The organism is Streptomyces sp. NPDC052040, assembly GCF_044548405.1.
Lineage (GTDB): Bacteria > Actinomycetota > Actinomycetes > Streptomycetales > Streptomycetaceae > Streptomyces.
This window is the reverse complement of the sequence record NZ_JBIUBV010000008.1, coordinates 152,498-178,309: the sequence shown is the minus strand read 5'-3', so window position 1 is coordinate 178,309 and position 25,812 is coordinate 152,498. Positions and strand designations below refer to the sequence as shown.

Annotated in this window: 22 protein-coding genes; 13 read left to right on the top strand and 9 right to left on the bottom strand. The window is 71.3% G+C overall.

Annotated features, from left to right (window positions below; genetic code table 11):
• Positions 1-6 precede the first annotated feature (6 nt).
• On the bottom strand, positions 7-2,616 hold the full coding sequence (locus ACIHAA_RS18520) for a Pls/PosA family non-ribosomal peptide synthetase (RefSeq protein WP_399818326.1): 2,610 nt from the start codon (positions 2,614-2,616) through the stop codon (positions 7-9).
• A gap of 713 nt (positions 2,617-3,329) precedes the next feature.
• Here ACIHAA_RS18520 and ACIHAA_RS18515 point away from each other — a divergent pair.
• Both ACIHAA_RS18515 and ACIHAA_RS18510 read left to right on the top strand, forming a co-directional pair.
• Complete coding sequence (locus ACIHAA_RS18515) at positions 3,330-3,911, top strand: GNAT family N-acetyltransferase (protein WP_399818324.1); 582 nt, start codon at positions 3,330-3,332, stop codon at positions 3,909-3,911.
• Between the two features lie 88 nt (positions 3,912-3,999).
• The gene (locus tag ACIHAA_RS18510; protein ID WP_399818322.1) at positions 4,000-4,458 is read left to right on the top strand and encodes a hypothetical protein; all 459 of its coding nucleotides are present in this window, start codon (positions 4,000-4,002) and stop codon (positions 4,456-4,458) included.
• A 33-nt stretch (positions 4,459-4,491) separates the two neighbouring features.
• Here the strand turns inward: ACIHAA_RS18510 and ACIHAA_RS18505 are convergent, their stop codons facing one another.
• Positions 4,492-5,556, bottom strand: coding sequence for a biotin/lipoate A/B protein ligase family protein (locus ACIHAA_RS18505; protein WP_399818319.1), 1,065 nt, complete (start codon positions 5,554-5,556; stop codon positions 4,492-4,494).
• Positions 5,557-5,830: 274 nt separating this feature from the next.
• Between ACIHAA_RS18505 and ACIHAA_RS18500 the strand changes: the two genes are divergently transcribed.
• Complete coding sequence (locus ACIHAA_RS18500; RefSeq protein WP_399818317.1) at positions 5,831-7,552, top strand: SpoIIE family protein phosphatase; 1,722 nt, start codon at positions 5,831-5,833, stop codon at positions 7,550-7,552.
• Positions 7,553-7,695: 143 nt separating this feature from the next.
• Here the strand turns inward: ACIHAA_RS18500 and ACIHAA_RS18495 are convergent, their stop codons facing one another.
• A complete protein-coding gene (locus tag ACIHAA_RS18495; RefSeq protein WP_399818316.1) occupies positions 7,696-7,902 on the bottom strand; it encodes a DUF6417 family protein in 207 nt (68 codons plus the stop codon).
• A gap of 77 nt (positions 7,903-7,979) precedes the next feature.
• Entirely contained in the window at positions 7,980-8,960 is a 981-nt protein-coding gene (locus ACIHAA_RS18490) for a D-cysteine desulfhydrase family protein (protein ID WP_399818315.1), read from the bottom strand.
• A 296-nt stretch (positions 8,961-9,256) separates the two neighbouring features.
• Between ACIHAA_RS18490 and ACIHAA_RS18485 the strand changes: the two genes are divergently transcribed.
• The 8 genes from ACIHAA_RS18485 (at position 9,257) to ACIHAA_RS18450 (ending at position 16,883) form a co-directional block, all read left to right on the top strand.
• Entirely contained in the window at positions 9,257-10,099 is an 843-nt protein-coding gene (locus tag ACIHAA_RS18485; protein WP_399818565.1) for an SGNH/GDSL hydrolase family protein, read from the top strand.
• Positions 10,100-10,335: 236 nt separating this feature from the next.
• Positions 10,336-10,509: a CsbD family protein gene (locus tag ACIHAA_RS18480; RefSeq protein WP_399818313.1), complete on the top strand. Its 174-nt coding sequence runs from the start codon at positions 10,336-10,338 to the stop codon at positions 10,507-10,509.
• Between the two features lie 265 nt (positions 10,510-10,774).
• Positions 10,775-11,128 carry an STAS domain-containing protein gene (locus tag ACIHAA_RS18475; protein ID WP_399818311.1) on the top strand — a complete coding sequence of 118 codons (354 nt, stop codon included), beginning with the start codon at positions 10,775-10,777 and terminating at the stop codon, positions 11,126-11,128.
• Positions 11,125-12,063 carry an anti-sigma factor RsbA family regulatory protein gene (locus tag ACIHAA_RS18470; protein WP_399818310.1) on the top strand — a complete coding sequence of 313 codons (939 nt, stop codon included), beginning with the start codon at positions 11,125-11,127 and terminating at the stop codon, positions 12,061-12,063. The genes ACIHAA_RS18475 and ACIHAA_RS18470 overlap by 4 nt, the downstream gene beginning before the upstream one ends.
• 286 nt (positions 12,064-12,349) lie before the next feature.
• A complete protein-coding gene (gene tgmA / locus ACIHAA_RS18465) occupies positions 12,350-12,541 on the top strand; it encodes a putative ATP-grasp-modified RiPP (protein ID WP_399818308.1) in 192 nt (63 codons plus the stop codon).
• 16 nt (positions 12,542-12,557) lie between these two features.
• Positions 12,558-13,538, top strand: a complete 981-nt coding sequence (tgmB, locus tag ACIHAA_RS18460; protein ID WP_399818306.1) for an ATP-grasp ribosomal peptide maturase — start codon at positions 12,558-12,560, stop codon at positions 13,536-13,538.
• Between the two features lie 118 nt (positions 13,539-13,656).
• A complete protein-coding gene (locus tag ACIHAA_RS18455; RefSeq protein WP_399818304.1) occupies positions 13,657-14,616 on the top strand; it encodes a LysR family transcriptional regulator in 960 nt (319 codons plus the stop codon).
• A 260-nt stretch (positions 14,617-14,876) separates the two neighbouring features.
• Positions 14,877-16,883, top strand: a complete 2,007-nt coding sequence (locus ACIHAA_RS18450) for a collagenase (RefSeq protein WP_399818302.1) — start codon at positions 14,877-14,879, stop codon at positions 16,881-16,883.
• Between the two features lie 142 nt (positions 16,884-17,025).
• Here ACIHAA_RS18450 and ACIHAA_RS18445 read toward each other — a convergent pair whose 3' ends face one another.
• The 3 genes from ACIHAA_RS18445 to ACIHAA_RS18435 all read right to left on the bottom strand — a co-directional run bounded on the left by ACIHAA_RS18445 (position 17,026) and on the right by ACIHAA_RS18435 (position 19,746).
• Positions 17,026-18,015: an aldo/keto reductase gene (locus ACIHAA_RS18445; RefSeq protein ID WP_399818301.1), complete on the bottom strand. Its 990-nt coding sequence runs from the start codon at positions 18,013-18,015 to the stop codon at positions 17,026-17,028.
• 248 nt (positions 18,016-18,263) lie between these two features.
• A complete protein-coding gene (locus ACIHAA_RS18440; RefSeq protein ID WP_399818299.1) occupies positions 18,264-18,929 on the bottom strand; it encodes a nitroreductase in 666 nt (221 codons plus the stop codon).
• A gap of 4 nt (positions 18,930-18,933) precedes the next feature.
• Positions 18,934-19,746: an SAM-dependent methyltransferase gene (locus ACIHAA_RS18435; RefSeq protein ID WP_399818297.1), complete on the bottom strand. Its 813-nt coding sequence runs from the start codon at positions 19,744-19,746 to the stop codon at positions 18,934-18,936.
• Positions 19,747-19,766: 20 nt separating this feature from the next.
• Here ACIHAA_RS18435 and ACIHAA_RS18430 point away from each other — a divergent pair, with 20 nt between their 5' ends.
• Complete coding sequence (locus tag ACIHAA_RS18430; protein WP_399818295.1) at positions 19,767-21,245, top strand: PP2C family protein-serine/threonine phosphatase; 1,479 nt, start codon at positions 19,767-19,769, stop codon at positions 21,243-21,245.
• Positions 21,246-21,498: 253 nt separating this feature from the next.
• Positions 21,499-22,362 carry a hypothetical protein gene (locus ACIHAA_RS18425; protein WP_399818294.1) on the top strand — a complete coding sequence of 288 codons (864 nt, stop codon included), beginning with the start codon at positions 21,499-21,501 and terminating at the stop codon, positions 22,360-22,362.
• Positions 22,363-22,418: 56 nt separating this feature from the next.
• Here the strand turns inward: ACIHAA_RS18425 and ACIHAA_RS18420 are convergent, their stop codons facing one another.
• Positions 22,419-23,186, bottom strand: a complete 768-nt coding sequence (locus ACIHAA_RS18420; protein WP_399818292.1) for an LmeA family phospholipid-binding protein — start codon at positions 23,184-23,186, stop codon at positions 22,419-22,421.
• 2 nt (positions 23,187-23,188) lie between these two features.
• Positions 23,189-25,666, bottom strand: coding sequence for an MMPL family transporter (locus tag ACIHAA_RS18415; RefSeq protein ID WP_399818291.1), 2,478 nt, complete (start codon positions 25,664-25,666; stop codon positions 23,189-23,191).
• Positions 25,667-25,812 lie beyond the last annotated feature (146 nt).

Genomic DNA, 25,812 nt, shown 5'->3' with positions numbered 1-25,812 from the left:
CCTTCCTCAACTCGCCGTCGGCGCGGCGTCGGATGCCGCGGAGGTGGCTGTCGTCGTGGCCGGGCCGACGGCGAGGTGCCGGCCGGGGTCGTCCTGGTGCTCTGCGGCGGGGTTGCCTCCCCACCGCGCGTACGGCGGGACTTCCTCGCCCTTCATCAGGAAGGAGTCCGGTGCCAGCTGGGAGTGGTCGCCCAGGTTCACGCCGTAGTGGACATGTGCGGCGACGCCGAGGGTGCAGCCGCTGCCGAGGGTGGTGCGGTCGGACTTGAAGGTGCCGTCCTCCTGGGAGTGGCACTGGATCTTGCTGCCGATGTTGAGGGTGCAGTCGTCGCCGATCGCGGTGAGGGTCCGCTCCGTCACATAGCAGCCGTCGTCGAAGACCCTGCGGCCGATGCGCACGCCCAGCATCCGCCAGATCAGGTTCTTGAACGGGGTGCCGTTGAAGACCATCAGATGCCGGTCGGGCACCTTCCACAGGCGCTCGTGCCACCAGAAGTAGGGGTCGTAGATGGAGCACAGCTGCGGGCGCAGCGGGCGGAACCGTGCGATGCAGCGCTCCACCAGGGCGAAGTAGGCGGCGGTGAAGGCGAGTGTGAAGGCCAGGTAGACCGCTATCACGATGTAGCCGAGCGCTCCGTACAGATTGAGGGTGAGCAGGCCGACCACGGTGAGGACGAAGGCGTGCAGCCACCTCAGGGTGAGGAACAGGGCCATGGAGCGCAGGTTGTAGCGGTTCTTGCGGGGCAGGTTCTGGCGCAGTTCCTCGGCGGCCCTGAGGTGGTCGAAGCGTGCGTCGCGTTCGACCGTGCGGGGAATCTCGAAGCTCGGCGAGCCGAGCAGTCCGATGCCCTCGCGGACGTCGCCCTCCAGGGGCACCATCACCTTGGTGGCGAGCAGGCAGTTCGCGCCCGTTCTGGCCCCGGCGTGGTAGGCGATGTTGTTGCCGATGAAGTTGTGGGGGCCGATCGTCGCCCGGGAGACCTTGAAGGACGAGCTGGAGAAGTCGGCGTTGATGATGGACAGGCCGTCGGCCACCATCGTTCCCCTGCCGACGGAGACATGGAACGGGCTCTCGTGCACCACTTCGGTGCCGAAGTTGGAGCCGGTCTGCTCCACCTGCGTCAGGTCGTATCCGAGGGCCCGCAGATAGTGGACGATGTAGGAGCTGTCGCCGAAGAGCCAGGTGAAGAACCTGATGTTCGTGGTGAGGGCGATGACCCGCTGCACCGCGTACTGGAAGCCGTAGAGCGGATAGACCTGGTCAGGCTTGATGGCCCGGTTCAGCAGGCGGGGGATGGTGAACAGCCCGGCGAGGCCGCCGATGATGAGGCCGAAGAACAGCACGGCGGACATGAGCAGCGCGTCGCTGAACATCTCCGAGTAGGAGTCGACGTCGGTCGGGTCCAGCCGGTTGCCGAGCGCGGGGACCCAGCTGAACAGCATGTATGCGCCGCCGACGAACAGCGGGATGTACAGCAGGAAGAGCTGGAGGAGGGTGGCGAAGCCGAACCAGGTCCGGCGCAGGGTGCCGCACCGGGCCGGTTCGACCCGTACGAAGTCGAGGTCCGTGGGGTACGCCGGGGATCCGAGGCGGTGCTCGCCCGCGGGGATGGACTGGCCCCGGTACAGCGAGGAGGCATGGCCGAGCTGGGCCCGGTCGCCCATCGAGGTGTCGATGTCGAGTACGGCCTTCTCGCCGACGAGCACCTCGCGGCCGAGGGTGACGGGGCCGGTCTGGATGAGTCCGGCGTGCGCCCGGTAGCACAGGAAGAAGGAGTCCTTGCGGATGACCGCGCCCTCGCCGACGGTGAGCAGGTCGGTGCAGACCGGGATGGAGCGGGAGAGGATGGTGACTCCCTTGCCGATCCGTGCGCCGAGGGCCCGCAGATAGAGAACGTAGAGCGGGTTCCCGGCGAGGAAAATCATCGGATTGGCGTGCAGCAGCACCTTGACGATCCAGAACCGCACATAGGTCAGGCCCCAGATGGGGAATTCACGGGCCTTCCAGCGGCCCACGAGGATCCACTTGGCCGCGATCGGGAGCAGGCACACGGCGAGGAATCCGAGGCCACCGAAGAGCAGCGCCCGGCAGTAGATGGTGAGGGGGTTCCCGCCTTCGGAAACCCAGTCGTAGCCGCGGGCCGCGACGATTCCGGTGACGAAGGAATATCCGAGGAAGACCAGCAACTGAAGCGTTCCGCAGAGCACATACGAGAAGGTGCTCGCTCTTTTCGTCGGTGCCGCGGGGGCGGGAACCGCCGAATGCACCGACGGCGCCCTCCGCGGCTGTCCGTCGACGGGAGTGGGCATGGCGTCCGCGAGTGCCGCCGCCAGGTTCCGGATCGTCGGATTCCGGTAGATGTCCTTCATGGACACCGACGGCAGATCCGGGTCCTTCCTGACCCGCGCGCAGAACTGGGCCATCACCAAGGAGTTGGCACCGAGGTCCTCGAAGAAGTGGCTGTCCGCCGAAACGCTGTCGACGCACACGACATCAGCCAGTACCTCGGCGAGTTTCCTCTCGGTTTCCATGGTCAGCGGGCCTGCGCTGCTGTGCCTGGCGGTCGGAGGTTCGTCCGGGCCGGGGATCAGCACCTCGGCAGACTTCTCTCCCATGCTAACTCCTTGCGGATATGTCGCTGGCCGTCGCGCTGCGATGGCCAGACCCATGTCGTGGCGGCCGCCCGGGCCGAAGCCGGTCCATCCCGGAATCCACGAACTCGTGGCACTCCCCTTGTCTGGTCACGGAACTTGTCTGATCACGGGAACCGTGCGCTTCAGTTTCGGTCCGTCGTGAACCCACGGCCACTCGGAATCGATCTCGACAACTCGACCCTATCGCTCAACGGGCCGGTATTCCTGGGCTCGCAGCATCGAAGAGGAGAGCGGAAGCACTCCAATGGCGGGTGTCCCGGCTTCGCCGTGGTGGGCCGCCTTATTCCGCGCGCTTCGCCTTCAGCGAAAACCTGACCCGAACGCGACAAGTACAGGCGCGGCGGCGTCCCGCAAGGGCCACTTGCGGAATCCGGCCGGTATCTCCGGGGCGGAAAAGTGGTTGCGTTGAGTGAACGTTCGAACAAACCAGGGTGACTGACCCGAACGGGTGAATGCATTCCGGGGCGGCGCATCGCACGGTGTGAAGGGAAATCAGGAGGTGGTGTGCAGGGCAACTTCCTGGCCAAGCCGGGGTAAAAAGCGTCCAATGAACGGACGGAAGGCGGCCGACCCGGGCCCGCGCGCGGCGGCTCCGGTGACGGCGGCCCGGTGCCGTGCCGGGCCCCGCATGGAAAAGCGGTTGCGCCGCACCGTCACACGCACAGAATCGACGCGTGCAGATCCTGTCGTTCCCCGAAGAGGCCACCCCGCCCGAACTGCGCACCCAGGTGCGCGATCTCCAGGACCAGGCCTGGCCCTCCGACGGCGGGCCGGCCGCCCCGGCCGGTGCCCCCACCCACGATCCCCTGTTGCGGCCCTGGTCGATGCTGCTCGTGGACGGGGGGACCGTGGTGGCCGCCCTGGACATCCTGACCAAGGAGCTGTCCCATGCGGGTGCCCGGTACGCCGCGGGCGGACTGAGCACGGTGGTGACCCGTCGGGACAGGCAGGGCCTCGGTCACGGGGGACGCCTGGTGGCCGCGGCACGGGAGGCGATGATCGCGAAAGACATGGACCTCGGTCTGTTCACCTGCGACCGCCCGCTCCGGGCCTTCTACGAGCGCGCGGGCTGGCAGTTGCTGCCCGGCGCGGTGCTGGTCGGCGGGACGCCCGGGGACCCGTTCCCCAGTGACCGGCCCGGCTTCGACAAGGTCACCCTGGGCGGCTTCTTCTCGGCCAGGGCCCGGCAGGGCCGGATGTCGTTCCACCACAGCCGGATCGAGCTGTATCCGGGAGAGACGGACAAGCTCTGGTGAGGAAAAACCGGCGCGTACGAGTGGTGCATACCCCCGGGGCAGTCGTAGCGTCGTACCGAAGCGCCTGCACGGACGGCCAGGAGCGAACATGCGGATCCACAAGGTGAAGACGGCGGCCGCACTGGGTGCCGTCGCCCTGCTCGCGGCGGCGATGGGCGGAACGGCCTCGGCCGCCCCCTCCGCCGGATACCGGACCACCGGACAACCCACTGGTGCCGTGCTCGTCGACTGCGTCTGGCACACGCAGGTACGGCCCGCCGACTTCCTGCTCGCCTGCGGGGACGGCAACAACAGCCTCTCCTCGCTGCGCTGGTCCCACTGGGACCCGGGCTCGGCAACGGCCACCGGGATCAACGTGGTCAACGACTGCAAGCCGTACTGCGCGGCGGGGAAGTTCCACTCGTATCCGGTGATCGTGCGGCTCGACCGCGCGCAGCCCTGGACGAAGCATCCGCAGCTCAAGCAGTTCACACAGCTGAGCCTCGTCTACACCGGCGCGCGGCCGGAGGGGTCCAACCGGGTGGTGAGCTACCCGCTCTGGGACTGACGGCGGACCGGCGCGCGGACACACCGCGCGCCGCTACGGCACCCGCGCGGTCCACTCCGGGGCGGAGAACTTCGCGGCCGACAGTTCCTCGGCGCGCGCCATCTCCTGCGGGGTGACGCGGCCGGTGGTGAGCCCGTAGCGGGTCCGGAACGAACGGATCATGCGGTCGATGACGGCCTCCCGGGGCAGCCCGGTCTGCCGCCGCAGCGGGTCGACCCGCTTCCCCGCGCTGCGGACACCCTTGTCGGACAGCTTCTCCCGGCCGATCCGCAGCACCTCGACCATCTTGTCGGCGTCGATGTCGTAGGACATGGTCACATGGTGCAGCACCGCGCCCGGCCCGCCCTCGGGGCCCACGATCCGCTTCTGCGCGGCCCCGGCGATCTTTCCGGCGTCGGTGGCGATGTCGTTGAGCGGCTGGTACCAGGCCTTGATGCCCATGTCGTCCAGGGCGGCCAGCACCCAGTCGTCGAGGTAGGCGTAGGAGTCGGCGAAGGACAGCCCGGACACCAGGGACGCAGGAACGGACAGCGAGTAGGTGATGGTGTTGCCGGGCTCCACGAACATCGCGCCGCCGCCCGAGATGCGGCGCACCACCGTCATGCCGTGCCGGTGCGCGGCCTCGGTGTCGACCTCGTTGCGCAGGGACTGGAAGCTGCCGATGACGACGGCCGGGGCGCCCCACTCCCATACCCGCAGGGTCGGCGGCCGGTGCCCCGCGGCGACCTGGGCCGTGAGGACCTCGTCCAGGGCCATGTGCAGGGCGGGCGACTGGGGCTCCTCGTGCACCAGCTGCCAGTCGTAGTCGGTCCAGTCGGTGGCCTGGGCGACGGCGCGGCGGACGGCCGTCGCGATGCCCTCCGGGGTCAGGCCGTACATCACCGTGCCGTCGGGCAGGCCCGCGCGGATGCGCTCGGCGAGCCCGGCGGCCTCCGTGGTGGCCGGGACACCCTCCAGGGCGCGGTCGATGGCGGGCAGCGCCTCGTCGGGTTCCAGGAAGAAGTCCCCCGCGACCCGGACGTTGCGCAGCACGCCGTCCCGGTCGTCGAGATCGACCACCACCAGTTTCCCCCCGGGAACCTTGTACTCGCCGTGCATGCCCACCGTCCTGATCGTTCCTGTGCCGCCGTCACCGTAACGCCCTTCGCCGGGCCCCCTGTTCCGGCGGCCGTCCTGCCGTGTCGGAAGGTGTCCCGGTGGGGAGGGTGAGAACCGCTCCCGGTGGGGAGGGTGAGAACCGGGTACGGAGTCCGGATCCGAGGACGCCTGATACCCGGGAAGCCGGTCAGAATATCCGCGACGGGCGCGGCCGCCCCGGTCCCCACCGGGGCACGGCCCAGCCGACAGCGGCACGGAGGGGAGGGGACCCGGGATGACGGAGATCGACACCGCCGACACCGCCGAGGAGCCGTTCGAGCGGACCGCTCAGGAGTCCCTGCGGGCCCCCCTCGACGCCCTCGGCACCGGCGCCTACGTCGTGGACCAGCAGGGCCGCGTGATCGCCGTCAACGCGCGTGCCGAGCAGTTGCTCCTCCGCTCCGCCCGGGAACTCCTCGGGCACGACGCCCATGACCTGCTGCACCGCACCCGCCACGGGGAGCCGGTGCCCCGGACGGGGTGCGTGATGAGGTCAGCCTTTCTCAGCGGGCAGACGGCGCAGGGCACGGCCGAGTGGTTCGCCCGCGGCGACGGCTTTCTGCTGCCGGTGTCCTGGCTGGTCACCTCCTACGACGTCGGTGACCCGGAGGACGGCACGCTGGTGCTCTTCCACACCTCCGCGGACGCCGACGCCCCGCGCGGCCGGACGGGCTCGGCCGCGGAGCCGCTGCCCGAGCTGGAGCGCCTGGCCCTGCTGGCCGAGACGACCACCCAGCTGACCTCGACGCTGGACGTGGACGAGGCGCTGCGGCGGCTGCTGGGCCTGGTGGTTCCGCGGCTGGCGGACTGGGCGGTCATCGACCAGATCACCGAGCGCGACGAGGTGTGGCGCACCTCCGTGGTCCATGCGGAGAACGGAGTCCTGGTGCACCGGGACGACTTGCAGGGGCCGATGCCGCCGGTGCCGGAGGACTCCCCGATGCCCCTGTCGCGGGCCCTGCGCGGGGTCGCCTCCACCCTGACGGGCCCCGAGACCTATCGGGGTGTGCCGGACTCGGGCCTTGCGGTGGCCCAGCGGCGGCTCTTCGAGGAGACGGGCATGCACTCCGCCGCGATCGCCCCGATCCGCGGGCTGCGCGAGGTGCTCGGGGCCCTGACCCTGGGGCGCGCGGAGCGGCCCGAGGGCTTCGCCCCCGCCGACCTCGCGCTGCTGGAGGACATCACCCGCCGGGCCGGGCTGGCCCTGGACAACGCGCGCCTCTACCAACGGCAGCGCAAGGTCGCCGAGACCATGCAGCGCCATCTGCTGCCCCAGCTGCCGTGCCTGCCCGGGCTGGGGATGACGGCCCGCTATCTGCCCGCGCCGGACGCCTCACAGGTGGGCGGTGACTGGTACGACGTCTTCACCCTCGCCGACGGGGACACGGCCCTGGCCGTCGGGGACGTCGTCGGGCACGATCTGGACGCGGCGGCCGGCATGGCGCAGCTGCGCAACATGCTGCGCGCCTACGCCTGGTCCCAGAAGGAGCCGCCGAGTCGCATCCTGGAATGGCTCGACGAGGCGATGACACGGCTCACGGACGTCCCGATGGCCACCACGGTCTTCGCCCGGACCGCGCTCGGCGACGACGGGCTCTGGACCCTGTCGTGGACCAACGCGGGGCATCCTCCGCCGCTGCTGGTGACCCGTGAGGGCCTGACCGAGTACCTCACCGAGGGGCACGGGCCGCTCCTCGGCATCCGAACCGGGCGGCAGCGGTCCGACGGGACGGTGGTGCTGCCGCCCGAGTCGACGCTGCTGCTGTACACCGACGGCCTGGTCGAGTCACCGGGCCACTCCCTGGACGAGGGGCTCGACCGGCTGCGCCGCCATGCCGCCGCCCTGGCCCACCGGTCGCTGGAGTCGTTCGCCGACCAGCTGCTGGAGCGTACGCGTCCGGCAGACAACGAAGACGACGTCGCCGTGCTGGCACTGCGGACGCCTGGGGTGGTGTGAGGGCTGCGGGGTGTGCCGGTCGCCGGGGCGTCGCGTCACCGTGGCGGTGTGCTGTGACGGTCGCCGGGGCGTGGCGGCCGCGGTGGCGTAGGGCCTCGGGGGCGTGGTGGGGGCGGCGCGCCACCGCCCGGGCCGGGCGGTGGTCAGTTCTCCGAGGGGATCCGGGTCGCGATCTCCCGCGCCAGCCGTTCCGCCTCCGCGGACAGCGGGCCGCCCGCCTCGGCGACCGTCGCGAGAAGTCGTAGCAGATCGTCAGCCTCCTCCCGGTTCATCAGTGCCAGCCGCTCGATCGTCTGTTCGACGGGGGCGGACTCGATGCCGTCGAGGCCGAAGGTGTCGTTTTCTTCCATGGCCTGGGCAACGTACCCGGACATCGGCCAGTCACGCACGGACCCCGCGCCGGACGGGGTAGGGGCGGCGCCGTTGATCAGCCCGAAGAGTGGGGGCGCAGTGCCGCGACGGTGCGCCGCACGGTCTCCGTATGGCCGAAAAGTCCCGGCAGGCCGCCGGTGTGGAGCAGGACGGTGCGCTCCCCGCGACGGATGCCGCCGTCCCGGACGGCGGCGATCAGACCGGCCAGGGCACGGCCGCTGTAGACCGGGTCCAGAACGATCCCCTCGGTGGTCGCGGCCGTCCGCATCGCCTCCAGCACGGGTTCGTGCAGGGTTCCGTATCCGGCTCCCACCTGGTCGGTGCGGATGCGCAGCGATCCGGGTGCGGCCGGGCGCCGGGTGAGTTCGGTCACCAGTGCGGCGACCGTGCCGACCGGGTCGGTCACCGCTCCGCAGTGCACGCCGAGAACACGCTCCTGTCCGAGCGCGCCGATCAGACCGGCCATGGTGCCGCCGGAACCGAGCGCCACCACGACATGCCGCACATCCGGCAGCTGGCCGAGCAGCTCCTCGCCGCCGTCCACGTAGCCACGCGCCCCGAGGGGGCTGGAACCGCCGAAGGGGATCGCATACGGGCGCGCGCCACCGAGGCGGAGCCGCGCGCACACCTCCTCGGCGGCCTGGCCCAGGGTGCCGGGGTCGCCGTCCCCGGCCCAGTGGATCCGCGCCCCGAAGAGGCTGTCGAGCACAAGATTGCCGGAACCCTGGGCCGCGTCGGCCGCCGTACCGGGGAGGACGAGCACGACATCCAGTCCGGCACGGGCACCGGCGGCCGCGGTGAGGCGGGCGTGGTTGCTCTGCGCGGCCCCCGTGGTGACCAGGGTGTCCGCGCCCTCCGCCAGGGCGGCGCCGAGGGTCCACTCCAGCTTGCGGACCTTGTTGCCGCCGCCCCCGAGACCGATCAGGTCGTCCCGCTTGACCCAGAGGTCGTCCTCGCCCAGCCCGAGCGCCGCCGCGAGGCGGGGCATCGGCTCCAGCGGGGTGGGCCAGGTGGCCAGGGTGATCCTGTCGCTCACGCGATCTCCAGCAGGTCGAGGGGGGCATGCGAAAGTCCGGTACCGCACATGGTCCATCGTGCCGTCCAGCACGGCGAAGGCGATTCTTTACGACACAGCGGCTTCCGCCGACCGGTGTTCTTTGTGATCCTCGTGCTCCTCAGGAACCGTTCGGGGACGGCGAGTTGGACCCCGGGCGGACTCCGGCCGCCCGGCCGGAGCACCTCCCGCCCAGGAAAGGACCGGCCGTGGCGAAGAAGGCACTCAGCCGTGGTGCGAGACGCGCGGTGGCGTTCGGCACGGTGGTGATCAGCGGCATGGCCGTGCTGGCGGGCCCCGGAGCCGGACCCGCGAGCGCCTCCCCCGCCGGTCGGCACCACCGGGACTACGTCGCCCTCGGCGACTCGTATGCGTCGGCACCGGTGGTGCCCGGGCAGGTGGACGCGAACTGCAAGCGGTCCGACCACAACTACCCCTCCCTCGTGGCCTCTTACGCGTCGAAACGGCTGGCGGACGTCACCTGCTCCGGGGCCACCACCGCGGAGATGACGGCCCCTCAGGGAACCGCCCCGGCCCAGTTCAGCGCACTCGGCCGCCGGACGGACCTGGTGACCGTGACCATCGGCGGCAACGACGTCGGCTTCACCACCGTCCTCGGCACCTGCGCCCGGCTCACCGCCTCCGACCCCACCGGTGCCCCGTGCCGCGCCTACTTCACCGCCGGGGGCAGGGACCGCCTGACGGAGACGGTCGAGCAGACGGCGCCGAAGATCGCCCGGGTGCTGCGCGGTGTCCGGGGCCGCTCCCCGCACGCCCGGATCCTGGTGGTGGGCTACCCGGACCTCTTCCCGGAGACGGGGGTCGGCTGCACCAGCGGCTCCGTGCCGTTCGCCGCGGGGGACTTCCCCTATCTGCGGGACAAGGAGAAGCAGCTCAACGCGATGCTGGCCGGACAGGCCCGCCGCCATGGCGCCGGTTTCGTCGACACCTACCGGCCGACCATCGGACACGACATGTGCAGGCCCACCGGGCAGCGCTGGATCGAGACCCTGACCCCGGCCACCCCCGCCGCACCCCTGCACCCCAACGCCGAGGGCGAGCGGGCGATGGCCCTGGCGGTCGACCGCACCCTGGGCTGCCACGGGCCGCGACACCGGTGACGCTCCGCAACCCATGGCTCGCATGCCGACGCCCGGCACCGCGTCCCGGTTCGTCACAGTCAGTGACTCACTGACAACGGCAGCCGTCACCGCACCGTCCCATGGCGGTCGTCGGTCCCATGACGGTCGTCATGGCGGAGCCGTCACGCGGTCGATCCGGATGGCCGGGTTTGAATACCGCCTCGGCGGTCACCCGTCCAGTACCCCGTAGTCGATATGACGTGGAGTGAGCGAAGGTGGCTGGAGACCAGAAGGCCAAGGCGAAGATGGAGCAGGCCAAGGGCAAGGCCAAGGAGACCGTCGGTCGCGCAGTCGGGAACGAGCGGATGACGGCCGAAGGACGGGCGGAGAAGTCCAAGGGCGACGCCCGCCAGGCAAAGGAAAAGACCAAGGACGCGTTCAAGCGCTGATACGTCAGACGCCCGCGGAGGGGTCCCCGTGTCTCGGACGGGGGCCCCTCCGCATGCCGGAGGCCCTGCCTCTCCCCCTTCGGCCGCCTCCTCCTCGTCGTCGCCCCCTCGTCGTTTCGTCGGTCGTCGTCGTGGGTCGTCTTCGTCGGCCCCATGACGGTCGTCACGGACGGCCGGGCTCCGGATGCCAGCCGATGACGCGGCCGACGGTGTCGGGGTCTATGGTGCTCATTGCGCGGGTCGGCACGAGGCGAAGAGGTGGCACATGGACGTCTCACTCGGGGAACCCCTCGCCGCACCGCCGAGCGACGGGGCCCGCCTTGAGGCCCATCCCCTGCCGGGACGCACCGGTCTGCGGATCGTCGGCGAAGTCACCCTGGACACCCGGCACATCTGGCGGGAAACGCTCGCCGAGCTGACGCGGCTCGCGGGCACACCGCTCCATGTCGATCTGTCGGAGGTGGCGTTCATCGACGTGGCAGGGGTCACGGACCTGGCGACGGCCGCGCGGTCACTGCCCGGGGGACGGCGGATCGTGGCCCACCGGCCACCCGCGCAACTGGCGCGCGTACTCGGCATCTTCTGGCCCGGGCCGAGCGGGATCGAGGTGGCACCGTGACCGATACGCTCACCGCACGCGAAACGTTTGTGCACCCGGCCCTCTTCTATCGCGGCACACAGGAGTACGCGACCGGCACGGTCCCCTTCGTACTCGACGGTCTCGCCGCGGGCGAGCCGGTCGCCGTGGCGGCGCCGCCGGACCGCCTCGCCGTCGTCCGGGACGGCCTGGGCGCGCAGGCGGACGAGGTCTGCTTCGTGGACATGACGCAGGCGGGCCGCAACCCGGGGTGGATCATCCCGGGGGTGCTGCGCCGGTTCACCGACGCCCACGGCGGCGACGGACGGGTGCGTATCGTCGGCGAACCCGTCTGGCCCGGCCGTACCGCCATGGAATATCCGGCGTGTGTGCAACACGAGGCGCTCATCAACGCGGCGTTCGCGGGGCGCGAGGTGACCATTCTCTGCCCCTACGATGCCGCGGCGCTCCCGGATACCGTGCTCGACGACGCGCGGGCCACCCATCCGGAGGTGATCGACGCCCATGGGCGGACCGAGTCCGCCGCCTACAGCCCCGAGGCGGCCGTCGCCCGCTACAACGAGGCACTGCCGGTCCCGCCCGACGCCGCCGCCTGTGACTTCCGGGGCAGCGGTCAGCTGTCCCGGGTGCGCGAATTCGCCGTGCGGCACGGCAGGGAACTGGGCCTGACCGGTACCCCGTTGGAGGATCTCGCGCTTGCGGTGGCGGAGTTGACCACCAACAGCGTTCTGCACGGCGCCGGAGGAGGCACGCTGCGGATCTGGGCCGAGCGCGGACGGATCGTCTGCGAGGTGCATGACGCGGGCCGCCTGATCGACCCCTTGGCGGGCCGCCGCCCCCAGGCGCCCGACCGGCCGGGCGGCCGAGGGCTGCTGCTGGTCAATCATGTGGCCGAGTTGGTCCGTGTGCACACCGGCGATCCGGGCACCACCATCCGCTTCTATCTGAGCCGCTGACACTTCTGCCCCCGGACAGCTGACACTTCTGCCTCCGGACGGCTGACACTTCTCTTCGCACGGCCGACACTTCTCTCGGGGCAGCCACTCCCCCAGACCCATCGCACCCCCGCCGACCAGGGAAACGTACGCTCCGTACCCGACCGCTCCTCTCGTCACTCAACGTGACGCAACCATTCACCCGTTCGATTCGTATAAGTGGGTGGAGCCATAGCGGCCCGGCAGACGGCGGTCGCGCCGAAGCGTCACCGTCTGTTGCCGAGGAAGCACCGACCGAGGAGAGACGATGCGCCCGTTCGCGCTGGACTATGCACGCCCGGCCCAGGAGTTCGAGGTCAGCACCCCGTACAGCTACGACTCCGACCTCCAGTTGAACGTCCTTCCCGATGGACGGATCGCCGCCCGCGACTACGCGGTGTTGCGGGAATGGGGAGCCACGACCTCCACGGCGGGCTCGAAGACTCACTTCGACGACTGAACACGGGGCCCCGACAATGACCGTGCTGATCCTCACCTGTGAACAGGATGTGACGGCCGACATGGTGGTGGCCGAGTTGCACGGGAGCGGCGTGCCCGTGGTCCGGCTCGACCCCGCGGACCTCCCGGGCACCGTCGCCCTCTCGGGCGAGTATGTGCACGGCGCCTTTCAGGGCCATCTCTCCACCGGAGGACGCCTGGTGAGCACCGGCGGGCTGCGCTCCGTCTGGGTGCGGCGGCCCGGGATCGCGGCCACCCGGGTCGACGAGCCCTCCCCCTGGCTCACCGAGGAGGCGTCACAGGCCCTGTACGGGATGCTGGACGGTACCGGCGCGCGCTGGATGAACCGCCCCGACGCCGCCCGCCGGGCCCGCCGCAAGCCCTGGCAGCTCCGTCTCGCCCAGCGCAGCGGACTGCCCGTGCCCGCCACCCTGATCACGACCTTTCCGCAGGCCGCCCGCGACTTCGCCCGGCGCTTCCCCGACCTGGTGGTCAAGCCCGTCTCCGGGACCCACCCGCAGGACCCGCCCCGGGCGGTGCCCACCAGCCGCGTCGCTCCGGACACCGACTTCACCGCCGTGGCGTACGGGCCCACGCTGCTCCAGCGGCGTATCGCCAAGCGTGCCGACATCCGGCTGACCGCGGTCGGCGACCGGTTGCTGGCGGCGCGCAAACCGGCCGTCCCGGACGCCGACGACGTGGACGTCCGGTTCGCCCCCTCCACCGGGCCCTGGCAGCCGGTCGACGTCCCGCCGCGTATCGCCCCGGCCGTGCACGCCTATCTCCGCGAGGCCGAACTCGCCTACGGCGCCTTCGACTTCGCGGAGGACGCGGACGGTATCTGGTGGTTCCTCGAGTGCAACCAGTCGGGCCAGTTCGGGTTCGTGGAACTGGACACGGGCCAGCCGCTGGCCCGCGCGGTCGCGCACTGGCTGGCCCGGCAGGAACCGGAGGCGGAGCAGCCCTCCGTCCCGGCGCAGCGGCCGGGTACCCCGTAGGAGGTAGGCGGACCGGCGTCTTGTGGGGACGGCGGCACGATGGAACGCTTCCCCTCCGCCGGTGCGCTGCGGGCCCACCGGGCCGGGACCGACCGGGCGAGGTGGAGGGGGCGGGCGGATGGAGCTGGAACTGCGGCATCTGCGCGTGCTGTGCGCGATCGCCGATGCGGGCAGTGTGGGCCGGGCCGCGTCGGACCTGGGGTACTCCCAACCGGCCCTCAGCACCCAGCTCCGCCGCATCGAGCGCTTCTTCGGCACGCCGCTGTTCGAGCGCGGGATCTCGGGCGCGACCCTGACCCCGTACGGCATGGAGGTCGTGGCCGAGGCGCGGGACGTGCTGTCCCGCGCGGAGGCGATCGGTCACCGGCGGTCGGCGGGGACCGCGGCGGCGCGCCCGGTCCTGCGGCTGGCGGCGACCAACTCGCCGGTCCTGTCCGGGATGGTCACCCGGGTCCGCGGACGGCTCCCGGAGGTGTCGCTCACCGTGAGCAGCGTGTACGCGTCCTCGGAGATCGTCGAGCTGCTGGAGCGGGGCGAGGTGGACGCCGCGCTCGCCGCGGACTATCCCGGCCGGGAGCTGCGCCACTCCCCCGCACTGGCGCACCGCGGAATCGTCACCGAGCCGACGTTCGTGGCCCTGTCGTCCCGGCACCGGCTGCGGCACCGTGCGCAGATCGCGCTGGAGGACCTGGCCGAGGACGCCTGGTTCGTGACACCCGACGACGGGGCGGGCTGGCCCGGAGTGTTCTACGCGGCCTGTGAAGCGGCCGGATTCACTCCGGTGACGGTCCATCAATTTTTGGGTGACCGGCAGCAGTTGCTGAGCATGGTCGGTGACGGACTCGGGGTGTCACTGGTGCAGGCGACGCTCCGGCCGATCCCGGAGGTACTGGTGCGGCCGCTGAGCGGCACCCCGTTGTGGTGCCGCTATGTGCTGGCCTGGCGGCGCGACACAGTGCCCGGCGGAACGGCGGAGGCTCTGTTCTCCTCCGCCACCGCCGCCTACCGCGATCTCGCGGGCCAGTCACCGCACTTGAGGGCTTGGGCCGCGAGGACCTGGAGCGTGGCGGGGAGGTAGGGGCGGCCTCGTCGGGGGGCGGGGACAGCAACGGGAGGTCCAGGCGCGGGGCCGGGGCGCCGCGGCGGCCGCTGCCGCGTGCGCTGCCCGGGGTGCGTATGCACTGCCCGTGTCGCGGGGGGTCCGCAGTGCCCGTGTTATGGGAGCCCAGTGCAATGTGCTATGTCACACCCTATTGTTGGCCGACGGTGGCGCTGAGAGGGTGCCTCACACGCCTCAGCACCGCCTCCGAGGCGCATCTTTCCGTGAAGGAGTCCTGGATGCGCTACTCCCCTCTGCCCGGACGCGTGGCTGGCGCTCTCGCCGCCGGAATCACGTTCTTCGGCCTGCTGGCGCCGCCCGCACTCGCCTCCCCCGGGTCCTACTCCCGTACCGAATCCCCCGCCGCCGCGGTCCACGGCGCGACACCGTCGGCCACGACCGGCACCGGCGCCTCCGCGCCGCCCGCCCCGACCGGCTCCACCCTCGTCACGCCCGGCCACGCCGTACAGAACCGGCGGACGGCCCCCGACCGGCTGCCACCGCTGCGGGCCGCCGTGTCCCCGCGCAAGCCGGACACCACATCCGGCCCGGGCGCCGCGGCGAAGGCCGTCTGCTCGCCGGCCGACTTCGGCAGCAGAAGCGGCTCCGCGCTCGTCGCCTTCGTCAGAGCCTCGACCATGGACTGCGTCAACAGCCTCTTCACCGTCACCGGCGCCGACGCGGGCCGGGTCTTCGGCGAGTCCCGGATGATCACCGTGGCCAAGGCCTTCGGGACCACGGCGCAGAGCTACGACGGCGACAACTCGGACGGCATCTGGCAGTTGGTGCTCTTCCTGCGGGCCGGCTACTACGTACAGTTCAACGACCCCTCCGACACCGGCCCTTACGACGCACGGCTCACCTCGGCCACCGCCCGCGCACTGGACACCTTCCTCGCCGCCCGGCACACGAAGGACGTCACCGCGGCCAACGGCGACGTCCTGGGCGAGGCCGTCATCCTCACCGACAGCGCCAATCTCCAGGGCCGCTATCTCGCCGCCTACCGGCGGCTGCTCGGCGCGTACGACAGCTCCTACGACGCCTTCCCCAGCATGGTGGCGGCCGTCAACGACGTCTACACCCCGCTGTGGCGAGGCAATTGGAACCCCTCCTATGTCGACGCCGTCACCGCCGACCCGCGCATCCTCGGCACCCTGCACACCTTCGCCCTGCGCCATCTGGATCTGCTGGGGACCGACAGCGCCTATCTCGACTCCAACGCCGGTATGAGCCTCGCCCGTCATGTCGAGCACTCCGCGCTCACGTCCCTGGTCCGCCCGGCCGCGAAGGACCTGCTGGACACCTCGTCGATCACCGGTCCGACGGCGCAGCTGTGGGTGGCGGTCGCGACCCAGCTGGACTCCTACGCCAAGACCGACTGCGCGTACTACGGCACTTGCGATCTGACGGCCCGTCTGACCGAGGCGGCTCTGCCCGTCACACATGCCTGCGACAGCGCGCACACGATACGGGCCCAGTCGCTGACCGCCGAGGACCTCGACGCGGCGTGTGCCAGCCTGCTGGGCCAGGACCCGTATGTACACCGGCTCGTCAAGGACCCGGGACAGATACCCGGGCAGTACGAGTCGACCATCCAGCTCGTGGTGTTCGCCAGCCGGACGGACTACCAGACGTACGCCGGGCAGATCTACGGCGTGAGCACCGACAACGGCGGCATCACCCTGGTCGGTGACCCGGCCGATCCCGGCAACCAGCCGACCTCGATCATGTACCAGAAGGCGTACGACGACGGCTTCACGGCCCGGATCTGGAACCTCAACCACGAGTACACGCACTACCTGGACGCACGCTACGACATGAAGGGCGACTTCACCCAGCAGACCGCCGTGCCGGACATCTGGTGGATCGAGGGCCTCGCCGAGTACGTCTCCTACAGCTACCGGGGCATCACCGACGACGAGGCGGTCACCGAGGCGGGCAAGCACACCTACACCCTGAGCACGCTGTTCCAGAGCACCTACGCCAACAGCGACGAGACACGCACGTATCCCTGGGGCTATCTCGCGGTCCGCTACATGGTCGAGAAGCACCCGGCGGACATTCAGCGCATGCTCGACCGCTTCCGGGCGGGCGACTACCCCGGCGGCTACGCGGTCTACGGCAATGACATCGGCACCCGCTACGATGCCGACTTCGACGCCTGGCTCACGGCCTGCGCCGCGGGCGCCTGCGCCGGACCGGGCACGGGCGGGCAGCGCACCGGCGGCTCGGGTCCGGTGGGCTGAGCGACGCCGGAGGCCGACCGGCCGGGGTCCGGAGCGGCGTCGGAACCCGAGAGGGTTCCCGCCCCCGTACCCGTCGGCCGGTCGGCCTCGTCGGCATCCGTGGAAGCGGACGCGGACGCGAACGCGGATGCCGCCCGGGGTGTCAGCGGTTGACCGTCGACATGCCCCGCTCGTCGTAGCGCTCGCCCGCCGCCCGGGGCAGTTCGGCGTCGATGCGGGCGAGGTCCTCCTTGGTCAGCTCCACGTCCACCGCGGCCGCGTTCTGCTCCAGGTAGCTGCGGCGCTTGGTGCCCGGGATCGGGACCAGGTCCTCGCCCTGGGCCAGCACCCAGGCGAGGGCCAGCTGCGCCGGGGTGACGTCCTTCTCCGCCGCGATCTCCTTCACCTTCTCGGCGAGCCTCAGGTTGGCCGTGAGGTTGTCCCCGGTGAAGCGGGGGCCGCTGCGGCGGAAGTCGCCCTCGTCGAGCTCCTCGGGGGACGAGAAGCGTCCGGCGAGGAAGCCGCGCCCCAGCGGCGAGTAGGGCACGAAGCCGACGCCCAGCTCACGGCAGGCGGGCAGCACCTCGGCCTCGGGGTCGCGCGTCCACAGCGAGTACTCGGTCTGCACGGCCGCGATCGGGTGGACGGCGTTCGCCCGGCGGATGGTGTCCGCGGCCGCCTCGCTCAGGCCGATGTGGCGCACCTTGCCCTCCGCGACCAGCTCGGCCAGGGCGCCCACGGTCTCCTCGATCGGCACGTTGGGGTCGACCCGGTGCTGGTAGTAGAGGTCGATGTAGTCGGTACCGAGCCGCTTCAGCGAACCGTGCACCGAGCTGCGCACATGCTCCGCCGAACCGTCCTGCGGACCGACCGTGCTCATGTCGCCGGGGACGGCGTTGTCCATGCGGTAGTTGAACTTGGTGGCGATCACATAGGCGTCACGGCGCCCCTTGACCGCCCGCCCGACCAGCGACTCGTTCGTGAGCGGGCCGTACATCTGAGCGGTGTCGAGAGAGTTGATGCCCAGCTCAAGAGCGCGGTGGATGGTCCTGATGCCCTCGTCCTCGTCGGCGGAGCCGTAGAAGGCGGACATACCCATGCAGCCGAGACCGAGGGCGGACACTTCGAGATCCCGGAGCCTGCGCTGCTTCATGATCGTCTCCAGACTTTCTTGCGATCGTGGTCGTCACGGCCCCACCCCGGTCACCCCGGAGCCCGCGCATCCCGCGCACCGACACCGCTGCCCGGCACCCCGACGGCCACGGTCCCGGTGGGGGCCATGTCGAGGACGCTATGACGTGAAGTGCACTCGAAGTCAAGGATGCGCCCGCCCGCCGGGGGATGCATGCCAGCCGCCCCCGGGATGGAGGGTCGATGTCGTTGCCAAGCCGATATGGCCGGTCACACTCCGATGAAGCTCACGGTTTCTGTCATGTCCGCCCGTCCGGTGCGCAGCCGTGGCACGCCTTCCTTCTCGAAACCCACCGCGACACCGCAGAACAGTACGAGCCCGTCACCGGCTCCGGTGATCCGGCTGACCGTCTTGCGATACATCGTCCACATCACCTGAGGGCAACTGTGCAGCCCTTCCGCCCTCAGCAACAGCATGACCGTCTGCAAGTACATCCCCGCGTCCCCCCACTGCCCCGGCCCCATCGTCTGATCGAGGTAGCAGAACAGCACGACTGGGGCCCCGAACGCCTGCGAGTTCAAGGCGGCGATCTTCATGGGCCTGTCGGGGTCGTCGCGCTCGATCCCCAGTGCCTCGTACCTCTGACCGGCCGCGGCGGAAAAGCGGTCCGCGTACGGCGAGGTCAGTTCAGCCGGGTACATCGGATACTGTCGCTCGTCCCCCGGGCCTCCCGCCAGTGCCCTGGCTGTTGCGCGTCTCTTCAGCTCGGCCAGGGGCTCGCCGGTCACGACGTACACATGCCACGGCTGGAGGTTTCCACTCGACGGAGCCCGCGTTGCAGCGGCCAGCACGCGTTCGAGGATCTCTTTGGGTACCGGCTCATCGCTGAACGCCCGCACAGCCCGGCGACTGTCCACGGCTTCATACACATCCACCGGGTCAGGAGCGCTTGCGGCCGACGCCTGCGTAGACCCAGTACTCCGAGGGGTTGGCCGGGACCGGGTCGTCGGGGGTGGGGCGCCACAGGGGGACGTGGACCAGGCCGGGGGGCATCAGGTCGAAGCCGTCGAACAGGGTGAGGATCTCCGCGTGGGAGCGGGCGGTGACCGGGGAGGTGGCGCGGGAGCGGTACAGCTGCCCCACGGCCGCGGCGGTGTCCGGGCGGTCCTCGTTGGTGGCGTGGGTCAGCGCCAGCCAGCCGTTGTCGGGCAGGGCGTCGCGGAAGGCGGCCACGATGCCCGCCGGGCTCTCCTCGGACGTGATGAAGTGCAGGATGGTGACCATCAGCACGGCGACGGGCCGGTCGAAGTCGATGAGTCTGCGGACCTGGGGCGACGACAGGATGTCGGCCGGCTGCCGGATGTCGGCGTCGACGATGTCCGCGTCCGGGTTGCCGCCGAGCAGGGAGGCGCTGTGCGCCACAGCGACCGGGTCGTTGTCCACGTAGACCACACGCGATCCGGGCGCGGCGGCCTGGGCCACCTCGTGGACGTTGCCCTGGGTGGGGATGCCCGATCCGAGGTCTATGAACTGGCGCACCCCGGCGTCGGCCAGAAAGCGCACCGCTCTCTGGAGGAAGGCGCGATTGGCCCGGGCCAGTGTCCGCACCTGGGGGTCGATGGCGGTGAACGCCGCGAGTGCCTCCCGGTCTATGGCGTAGTTGTGCTCGCCACCCAGCATCGCGTCGTACATCCGGGCGACGCTGGCCTTGTCGGGGTCGACGCTCTTGGGGAGGAACTCGTCACCCGGCACAGCAACTCCCCTCCAAATCAATGATCTTGATGTTCCATCATATAGTTGGCATCTGGCCCGCGGCGAGGCGTGTCCGCTGCCCCGCGGCCACAACCGGCCCCACCCGGAAAGGCACGACCCTGCGTAAGCAAGCGCGCAGCCGCACCGACGTATCACCGGCCGCCGCGCCCTCGGGCCGCCGGTCGGCCTTCTCCCCCGCCGCCGAGGTCATCGGTTCGGAACTCGACCTTCATCTGACCAGCCGTCATATCGCGCAGGCGCTGACACCCGGCTTCTGCGACGCCGCGTCGGTCTATCTGCTGGAGCGCTGGCTCGTCGAGGAGAACGCCTACGCGGCCGGGGACCCTCCCCAGATCGAGGCGCGCCGACTGGCGCTGCGTGTGGGCACGGAGGCTCCCGCCCCGTGGGAGGGGATCCTGCCCCTGGGCGAGGTGATCGTCTTCCCGCGGGAGACGCCGTACGCGCGGGCCCTGGCCACCCGCGCTCCGCAGCTCCTGGACGAGGTCGACGCGCACACCTCGGAACGGCTGCGCGCCCTGGGCGACGACGCGCGCATAGTCCGGCTGCTCCGGACGGCATCCTTCCTGGTCGTGCCGCTGCATCTGCGAGGCGCCGCGGTCGGGTTCATTGTCTGCGGGCGCGGCCCGGACCGCGCCCGCTTCCTGCCGGACGACGCGACGGACGTGGAGGCGCTGGCCGCGCGAGCCTGTGTGGCCCTGGACAACGCCCGGCGGTACGAACGCGAGCGCCGGACCGCGCTGGCCATCCGGCAGAGCCTGCTGCCCGGCACCGCTCACAAGCCCGACGGCTGCCATATCGCCCACGGATATGTGCCCGCGGGCCATGACACCATCATCGGCGGCGACTGGTTCGATGTGCTGCCGCGGCCGGGCGGCCGGATCGGCTTGGTGGTCGGGGACGCCATGGGCCACGGACCGGAGTCGGCCGTAGCCATGATTCAACTGCGTACGGCCGCGCGCACCCTGGCGGGTATCGACATCACCCCGGCCGATCTGATGCGCCGACTGGACGCCCTCGCCTGCGACACCCCCGGGGCCTCCTTCGCGACCTGCGTATACGCCGAGTGGGACGCGCAGGAGCGCATCTGCACCCTGGTCGGGGCCGGGCACCCTCCCCCGCTGATGCGGAGCCCGGACGGACGGGCCGCACCCGTCACGCTCGCCAGCCCGGGCTTGCCGCTGGGCCTCGGCACCGGTGCCTATGAACCGACCGTGCTCCCCGTGCCCGAACCGGCGCTGCTCCTGCTCTACAGCGACGGCATGGTCGAGTCGCGCCACTCCGACATTGACGAGGGCATCGCCCGCCTCGCCCGTCTGCTCGCGGGCACCGTCGACGCGCATGCCGATGTCACCGCCCCGGACGCCCTGCACACCTGGTGCGAACGGCTGCTGCACGATGCGTCGGTCACCGACGGACCGGACGACCGGACCGTGCTGCTGGCCTCGCTGATCCCCTCGAAGATCCCCTCGAAGGACTGAAGTCCGGCGCGCCGTCCCGGCCCTGCGGTTCGGCCCGGTCACCGGGGCCCACCAGGGCGCACGGGCCCTTCTCGCACTCTCAGGTCGAGGGAAAGACATGACTCGAGAGGACCAACAGGGTCCACTCGTCCGTACCATCACTGCACCGGGGTATGCGCGCAGTCGGCGTCGCCGTCACACAGACGTCGGCCCGAGTACATGTGCCTGTGGCTTTCTGCGCCTGCACCACGACATACGGAGAAAGGTCGACCCCATGTCCGAGAACACTGCCGCCACCGATTTGACGGCGCAGTACGCCGCCCAGCTGACCGATGACCTCGAGCGCAATGTGAAGGAGCAGGACCGGGTGAGCGCGGAGATCGCCGCGCTCCAGCAGCAGCTGGCAGCCCTTCAGCACAACCATGTCGTGCTGGTGAACATGCAGCAGGCGCTCGGTATGACGCCGTCTCCCGCCGCGCCCGCGCCCTCACCCACGACCACAGCCGCGGCCCCGTCCGGCGACCCCACCGTACCCGCGCCCCGCCGGAAGCCCGCCGTCGAGTCCGCCGCGAAGAAGCAGACCGGGCCCGCGAAGAGCGCTGCCGGGCGGGCCCGTTCGGCGGCGGGGAAGGCCGTCGGTCAGAAGCCCGCGCGGAAACCGGCGAAGAAGACCGCGGACCGGGCCGTCGGGGCCACGAAGGCAACGAAGACCGCGAAGGCGACGGAGAAGGTGAAGGCAGCGGAGGCGGGAGAGACGGCGGAGACGACGCAGTCGGCAAAGACGGCAGTGAGGGCGGGGGCGGCGAAGAAGGCAGCGACTGCCGGGACCACGCTCGTCGAACTCGTCCGCCGTCACCTCACCGGGCAGAAGGAACCCCGCTCCGCCGCGGAGGTCGCCACCGCCCTCGGCCAGGTCCATCCCGAACGCGGCATCAAGACCACCGTCATCCGCACCACCCTTGAGGGGCTGGTGGCCAGGAACCAGGCGCAGCGTTCCAAGCAGGGAACGTCCGTCTTCTACACCGCCCAGGATGCGGCCGAGGCAGGGACCGCCGAGAAGTCGGGGACGACGGCCGCCGTCCCGGCGCAGAAGAGCGCCGGGACGGAGCAGTCGGAGTCGTCAGGTCAGAAAAACTAGCGGGACAGAAGGACTAGGAGGAACAGAGGGAGTAGGAGTCGGAGGAGTCCTGGCTGTCAGGGGGTCTTCGCCGGGAGTCCTGCGTGCCCTCCGGTCAGGGTCACCCGGAGGCCGCTGTCGGTGATGTGGAGCGCCGTGGCCTTGAGGCCCAGGGGGTAGGCCGTGCGCGGCCGGTCGGACAGTGTCGTGCGGATACGGTCAAGGAGGGCGGCGGGGGCCGGGCTGCCCAGGAGTTCCGCGCTCTCGACGGCGAAGGTCACCCGGCCGTCCTCCAGCCGGGGCCGCAGGGTCGCCCGCGCCAGGCCGCCCTGGCCGAGTGCGAGGACGACGGTGCCCGCCCGGGGGTCGAGGCGGACCCCCGTGACCGGGATCCGGCGGCCGGAGGCGGCGGCCAGTTCCTCCAGCGAGGCCCCGGGCACCACGACCTCGGCTTCGGTGCGGGCGACGGTCGCGGAGTGACGGCCGGTCAGATGGACGTCGTCGAGGCGGGCCCGTACCGACACATCGGGGAGGTTGCCGAGCCGGGCGTGGCCGTTGTGCAGGGTCACGGTGTCCAGGTGCCCCTCCCCCAGGGCGAGCAGGGCCGGTCCGCCGCCGGTGTGGATGTCCGTGCCGCTGCCGAGGGCTCGTCCGGCCGCGGCGGCCAGGCGGTCGTGGAGCACGATGCGGGCGGTGAGTTCGGCACCGGCGGCCGTGAGCACGAGCGCGGTGAGGGCGAGGGCGGCGACCGCTCGGGGCCGTCGCAGGAGCGGGCGCCCCGTCCTCGCCGGGGCCGGGGCGGCCGGGGTGCGGCGCAGGGTCGCAGGGCTCGGGGTGCGGCGCATCGTCACCGCTTCCCCGAGACGGTGACGGGGGCCGTGTCCGGGGCGGGTGCCGGGGGTGGGCCCTCGGGGTCGAAGTGGGGCAGGATGCGGTCGAGCCACCGTGGGAGCCACCAGTTGGCCCGGCCGAGCAGATACATGGTGGACGGCACCAGGACGAGCCGGACGAGGGTGGCGTCGATGACCACGCTGATGCCCAGGCCCAGTGACAGCATCTTGATCACCACATTGGTGGAGAGCAGGAAGGCGAAGAAGACGCTGGTCATGATGAGGGCGGCGCAGGTGATGACACGCGCGGTTCCGGCCAGTCCGGCGGCGACGCTGCGGTGGTTGTCGCCGGTGCGCAGCCAGGCCTCCCGGATACGGGACAGCAGGAAGACCTCGTAGTCCATGGACAGTCCGAAGACGATCGCGAACATCATCATCGGGACGTACGACTCGACCGGCACCTTTTCCGGGACGCCGAGGAGTGGGCCGCCCCAGCCCCATTGGAAGACCGCCACGACCACGCCGTAGGCGGCGCCGATGGACAGCAGATTGAGGACGGCCGCCTTGAGCGCGACGACCGGGCTGCGGAAGACGGTGAGCAGCAGCAGGAAGGCGGCCGCGACCACGACGGCGATGATGAGCGGCAGTCGGTCGAGGACCACGTCCCGGAAGGTGAGTTGGGCCGCGGTGGTGCCGGTGACATGGCCCTGGGCACCGGAGCCGTCGAGCGCGCCGGGCAGGACGTCGTCCTCGAGCCGGTGCATCAGGTCGGAGGTGGCCTGGTCCTGCGGGCCGGTGTCGGGGGTGACGGTGGCGACCAGCAGGGCCCGGTCGTCGGTGGCGACGGGGGTGGACACCTGGGCGACGCCGGGGGTGCGGGCCAGGGCGTCGTGGAGGGTGCCGGACAGCGACCGGATCTCGGAGGGGGTTCCGGTGCGGTGGCTGTCGAGGTCGGCCACGACGGTGAACTGGCCGTTGGTGCCGGGCCCGAAGCCGTCCGAGATCAGGTCGTAGGCCCGGCGGTCGGTGTAGCCGGTCGGATCGGCACCGTCGTCGATGTGGCCGAGGCGCATGGACGCGGCGGGGACGGCGAGCACCACCAGGACCAGGATCCCGGCGAGTAGGAACGGCCAGGGGCGGCGGCCCACGGTTCCGGCCCAGCGGTGCCAGATGTCCGCGGGTCGGGCGGGTCCGTCCGGTTCATCGAGCTCGTCGGGCTTATCGAGTTCGTCGGGCTCGTCTGGTTCGTCGACCGGCGGGCGGACCCGCCAGCGGTCGATACGGCGCCCCGCGATGCCCAGCAGGGCCGGGGTGAGGGTGAGTGCGGCGACGGCGGCCACCACGACGGTGAGCCCGGCGGCGACTCCGAGGGTGCCGATGAAGCCCACTCCCGACGCGTACAGGCCGACCAGTGCGAGGGCCACCGTCGTCGCGGCGACGATCACCGCGCGGCCGCTGGTGGCCACGGCCCGCCCGGCGGCCTCCGCGGGGTCGACCGGCTTGTCGGGGTCACCGGAGTCGCCGAGGTCACGCAGCAGCCGCCGGTGGCGGGTGACGAGGAACAGGGCGTAGTCGATGCCCACGCCGAGGCCCATCATCGTGGCGAGTGTCGGCGCGGCGGTGCCGAAGGTGCAGGCGGTGGCGAGCAGTCCGAGGAGGGAGACCCCGGCCAGCAGCCCGGTCACGGCGGCCAGCAGCGGGAAGGCGGCCGCGGCCAGACTGCCGAATCCGGCCAGCAGGACGACCACGGCGGTGGCGAGTCCGATCGCCTCCGACACCCGGTCCGCCGCCTTGGGGCGGGCCAGTCGGCCCAGCGGGCCGCCGTACTCGACGTCGACGCCGTCCGCCCGCAGCGTGTGCACGGCGTCGTCGACCCCGTCGAGGTACGACGGGTCGAAGCGGACCGGGTTCTGGTCGAAATGGACGGTGACGATGCCGGTGGCGCCGTCGGCGGAGACCGCGCCGGGCGTGGCCAGCGGATCGACCACGCCGGTGACGTCGGGGAGCTTCCGCAGGTTGTCGACTGTGTGTTCGACGGCGCTGCGGTGGGCGGCGAGCGATCCCGTCCCCGGGTGCAGCACGATCGGCGAGGCGGTGCCCCGCATCGCGCCCGAGCCATGGGCGTCCAGCAGGTCGGCGCCGCTCTGCACGGAGGTGCCGGGCAGGGAGAAGTCGTCGTCGTAGGTGCCGCCCCAGGCGCGGTTCGCGCCGAACGCGGCCAGGGCGACGAGCAGCCAGATGCCCAGGACCCGCCAGGGCCGCCGCGCACACCAGTGGCCCAGCCGGTGCAGTCGGCCGACGGGCGGCCGGGGCGGCGGGGTTTCGGCGGGCGGCCCGGTGCGGCGCGTACGGAAGAGGAAGAGCGTGACGGCCACGAGCAGTCCCACGGCCGTGACGATCCCCAGCACGGCCAGGGCGCGCGTCCCGGAGCCGGTGGCCGAGGCGGCGTAATGGGCAGGGGCGGCCGAGGCGGCCAGAAGGTACGGGGTCCCCATGGTCAGACTTCCCTTCCGGGTCGGCTGCGGGGCGCGGACACGGGTGCGAAGGGCAGCCGCACGGTGCGCGGCGTGCGGGACAGGGGTGCGGCGGGGCCGCTGCTGTTCACGTGGTCCTCCGGTCGTTCGACTGCCGTCCTCCCAGC

What these genes read in the sequence shown, in the direction of transcription:
- ACIHAA_RS18520 (WP_399818326.1), bottom strand. Translation starts at nt 2,616, where the DNA reads ATGGGAGAGAAGTCTGCCGAGGTGCTGATCCCCGGCCCGGACGAACCT.
- ACIHAA_RS18510 (WP_399818322.1), top strand. Translation starts at nt 4,000, where the DNA reads ATGCGGATCCACAAGGTGAAGACGGCGGCCGCACTGGGTGCCGTCGCC.
- ACIHAA_RS18505 (WP_399818319.1), bottom strand. Translation starts at nt 5,556, where the DNA reads ATGCACGGCGAGTACAAGGTTCCCGGGGGGAAACTGGTGGTGGTCGAT.
- ACIHAA_RS18500 (WP_399818317.1), top strand. Translation starts at nt 5,831, where the DNA reads ATGACGGAGATCGACACCGCCGACACCGCCGAGGAGCCGTTCGAGCGG.
- ACIHAA_RS18495 (WP_399818316.1), bottom strand. Translation starts at nt 7,902, where the DNA reads ATGGAAGAAAACGACACCTTCGGCCTCGACGGCATCGAGTCCGCCCCC.
- ACIHAA_RS18485 (WP_399818565.1), top strand. Translation starts at nt 9,257, where the DNA reads ATGGCCGTGCTGGCGGGCCCCGGAGCCGGACCCGCGAGCGCCTCCCCC.
- ACIHAA_RS18475 (WP_399818311.1), top strand. Translation starts at nt 10,775, where the DNA reads ATGGACGTCTCACTCGGGGAACCCCTCGCCGCACCGCCGAGCGACGGG.
- tgmA (WP_399818308.1), top strand. Translation starts at nt 12,350, where the DNA reads ATGCGCCCGTTCGCGCTGGACTATGCACGCCCGGCCCAGGAGTTCGAG.
- tgmB (WP_399818306.1), top strand. Translation starts at nt 12,558, where the DNA reads ATGACCGTGCTGATCCTCACCTGTGAACAGGATGTGACGGCCGACATG.
- ACIHAA_RS18455 (WP_399818304.1), top strand. Translation starts at nt 13,657, where the DNA reads ATGGAGCTGGAACTGCGGCATCTGCGCGTGCTGTGCGCGATCGCCGAT.
- ACIHAA_RS18450 (WP_399818302.1), top strand. Translation starts at nt 14,877, where the DNA reads ATGCGCTACTCCCCTCTGCCCGGACGCGTGGCTGGCGCTCTCGCCGCC.
- ACIHAA_RS18445 (WP_399818301.1), bottom strand. Translation starts at nt 18,015, where the DNA reads ATGAAGCAGCGCAGGCTCCGGGATCTCGAAGTGTCCGCCCTCGGTCTC.
- ACIHAA_RS18430 (WP_399818295.1), top strand. Translation starts at nt 19,767, where the DNA reads ATGATCTTGATGTTCCATCATATAGTTGGCATCTGGCCCGCGGCGAGG.
- ACIHAA_RS18425 (WP_399818294.1), top strand. Translation starts at nt 21,499, where the DNA reads ATGTCCGAGAACACTGCCGCCACCGATTTGACGGCGCAGTACGCCGCC.
- ACIHAA_RS18420 (WP_399818292.1), bottom strand. Translation starts at nt 23,186, where the DNA reads ATGCGCCGCACCCCGAGCCCTGCGACCCTGCGCCGCACCCCGGCCGCC.
- ACIHAA_RS18415 (WP_399818291.1), bottom strand. Translation starts at nt 25,666, where the DNA reads ATGGGGACCCCGTACCTTCTGGCCGCCTCGGCCGCCCCTGCCCATTAC.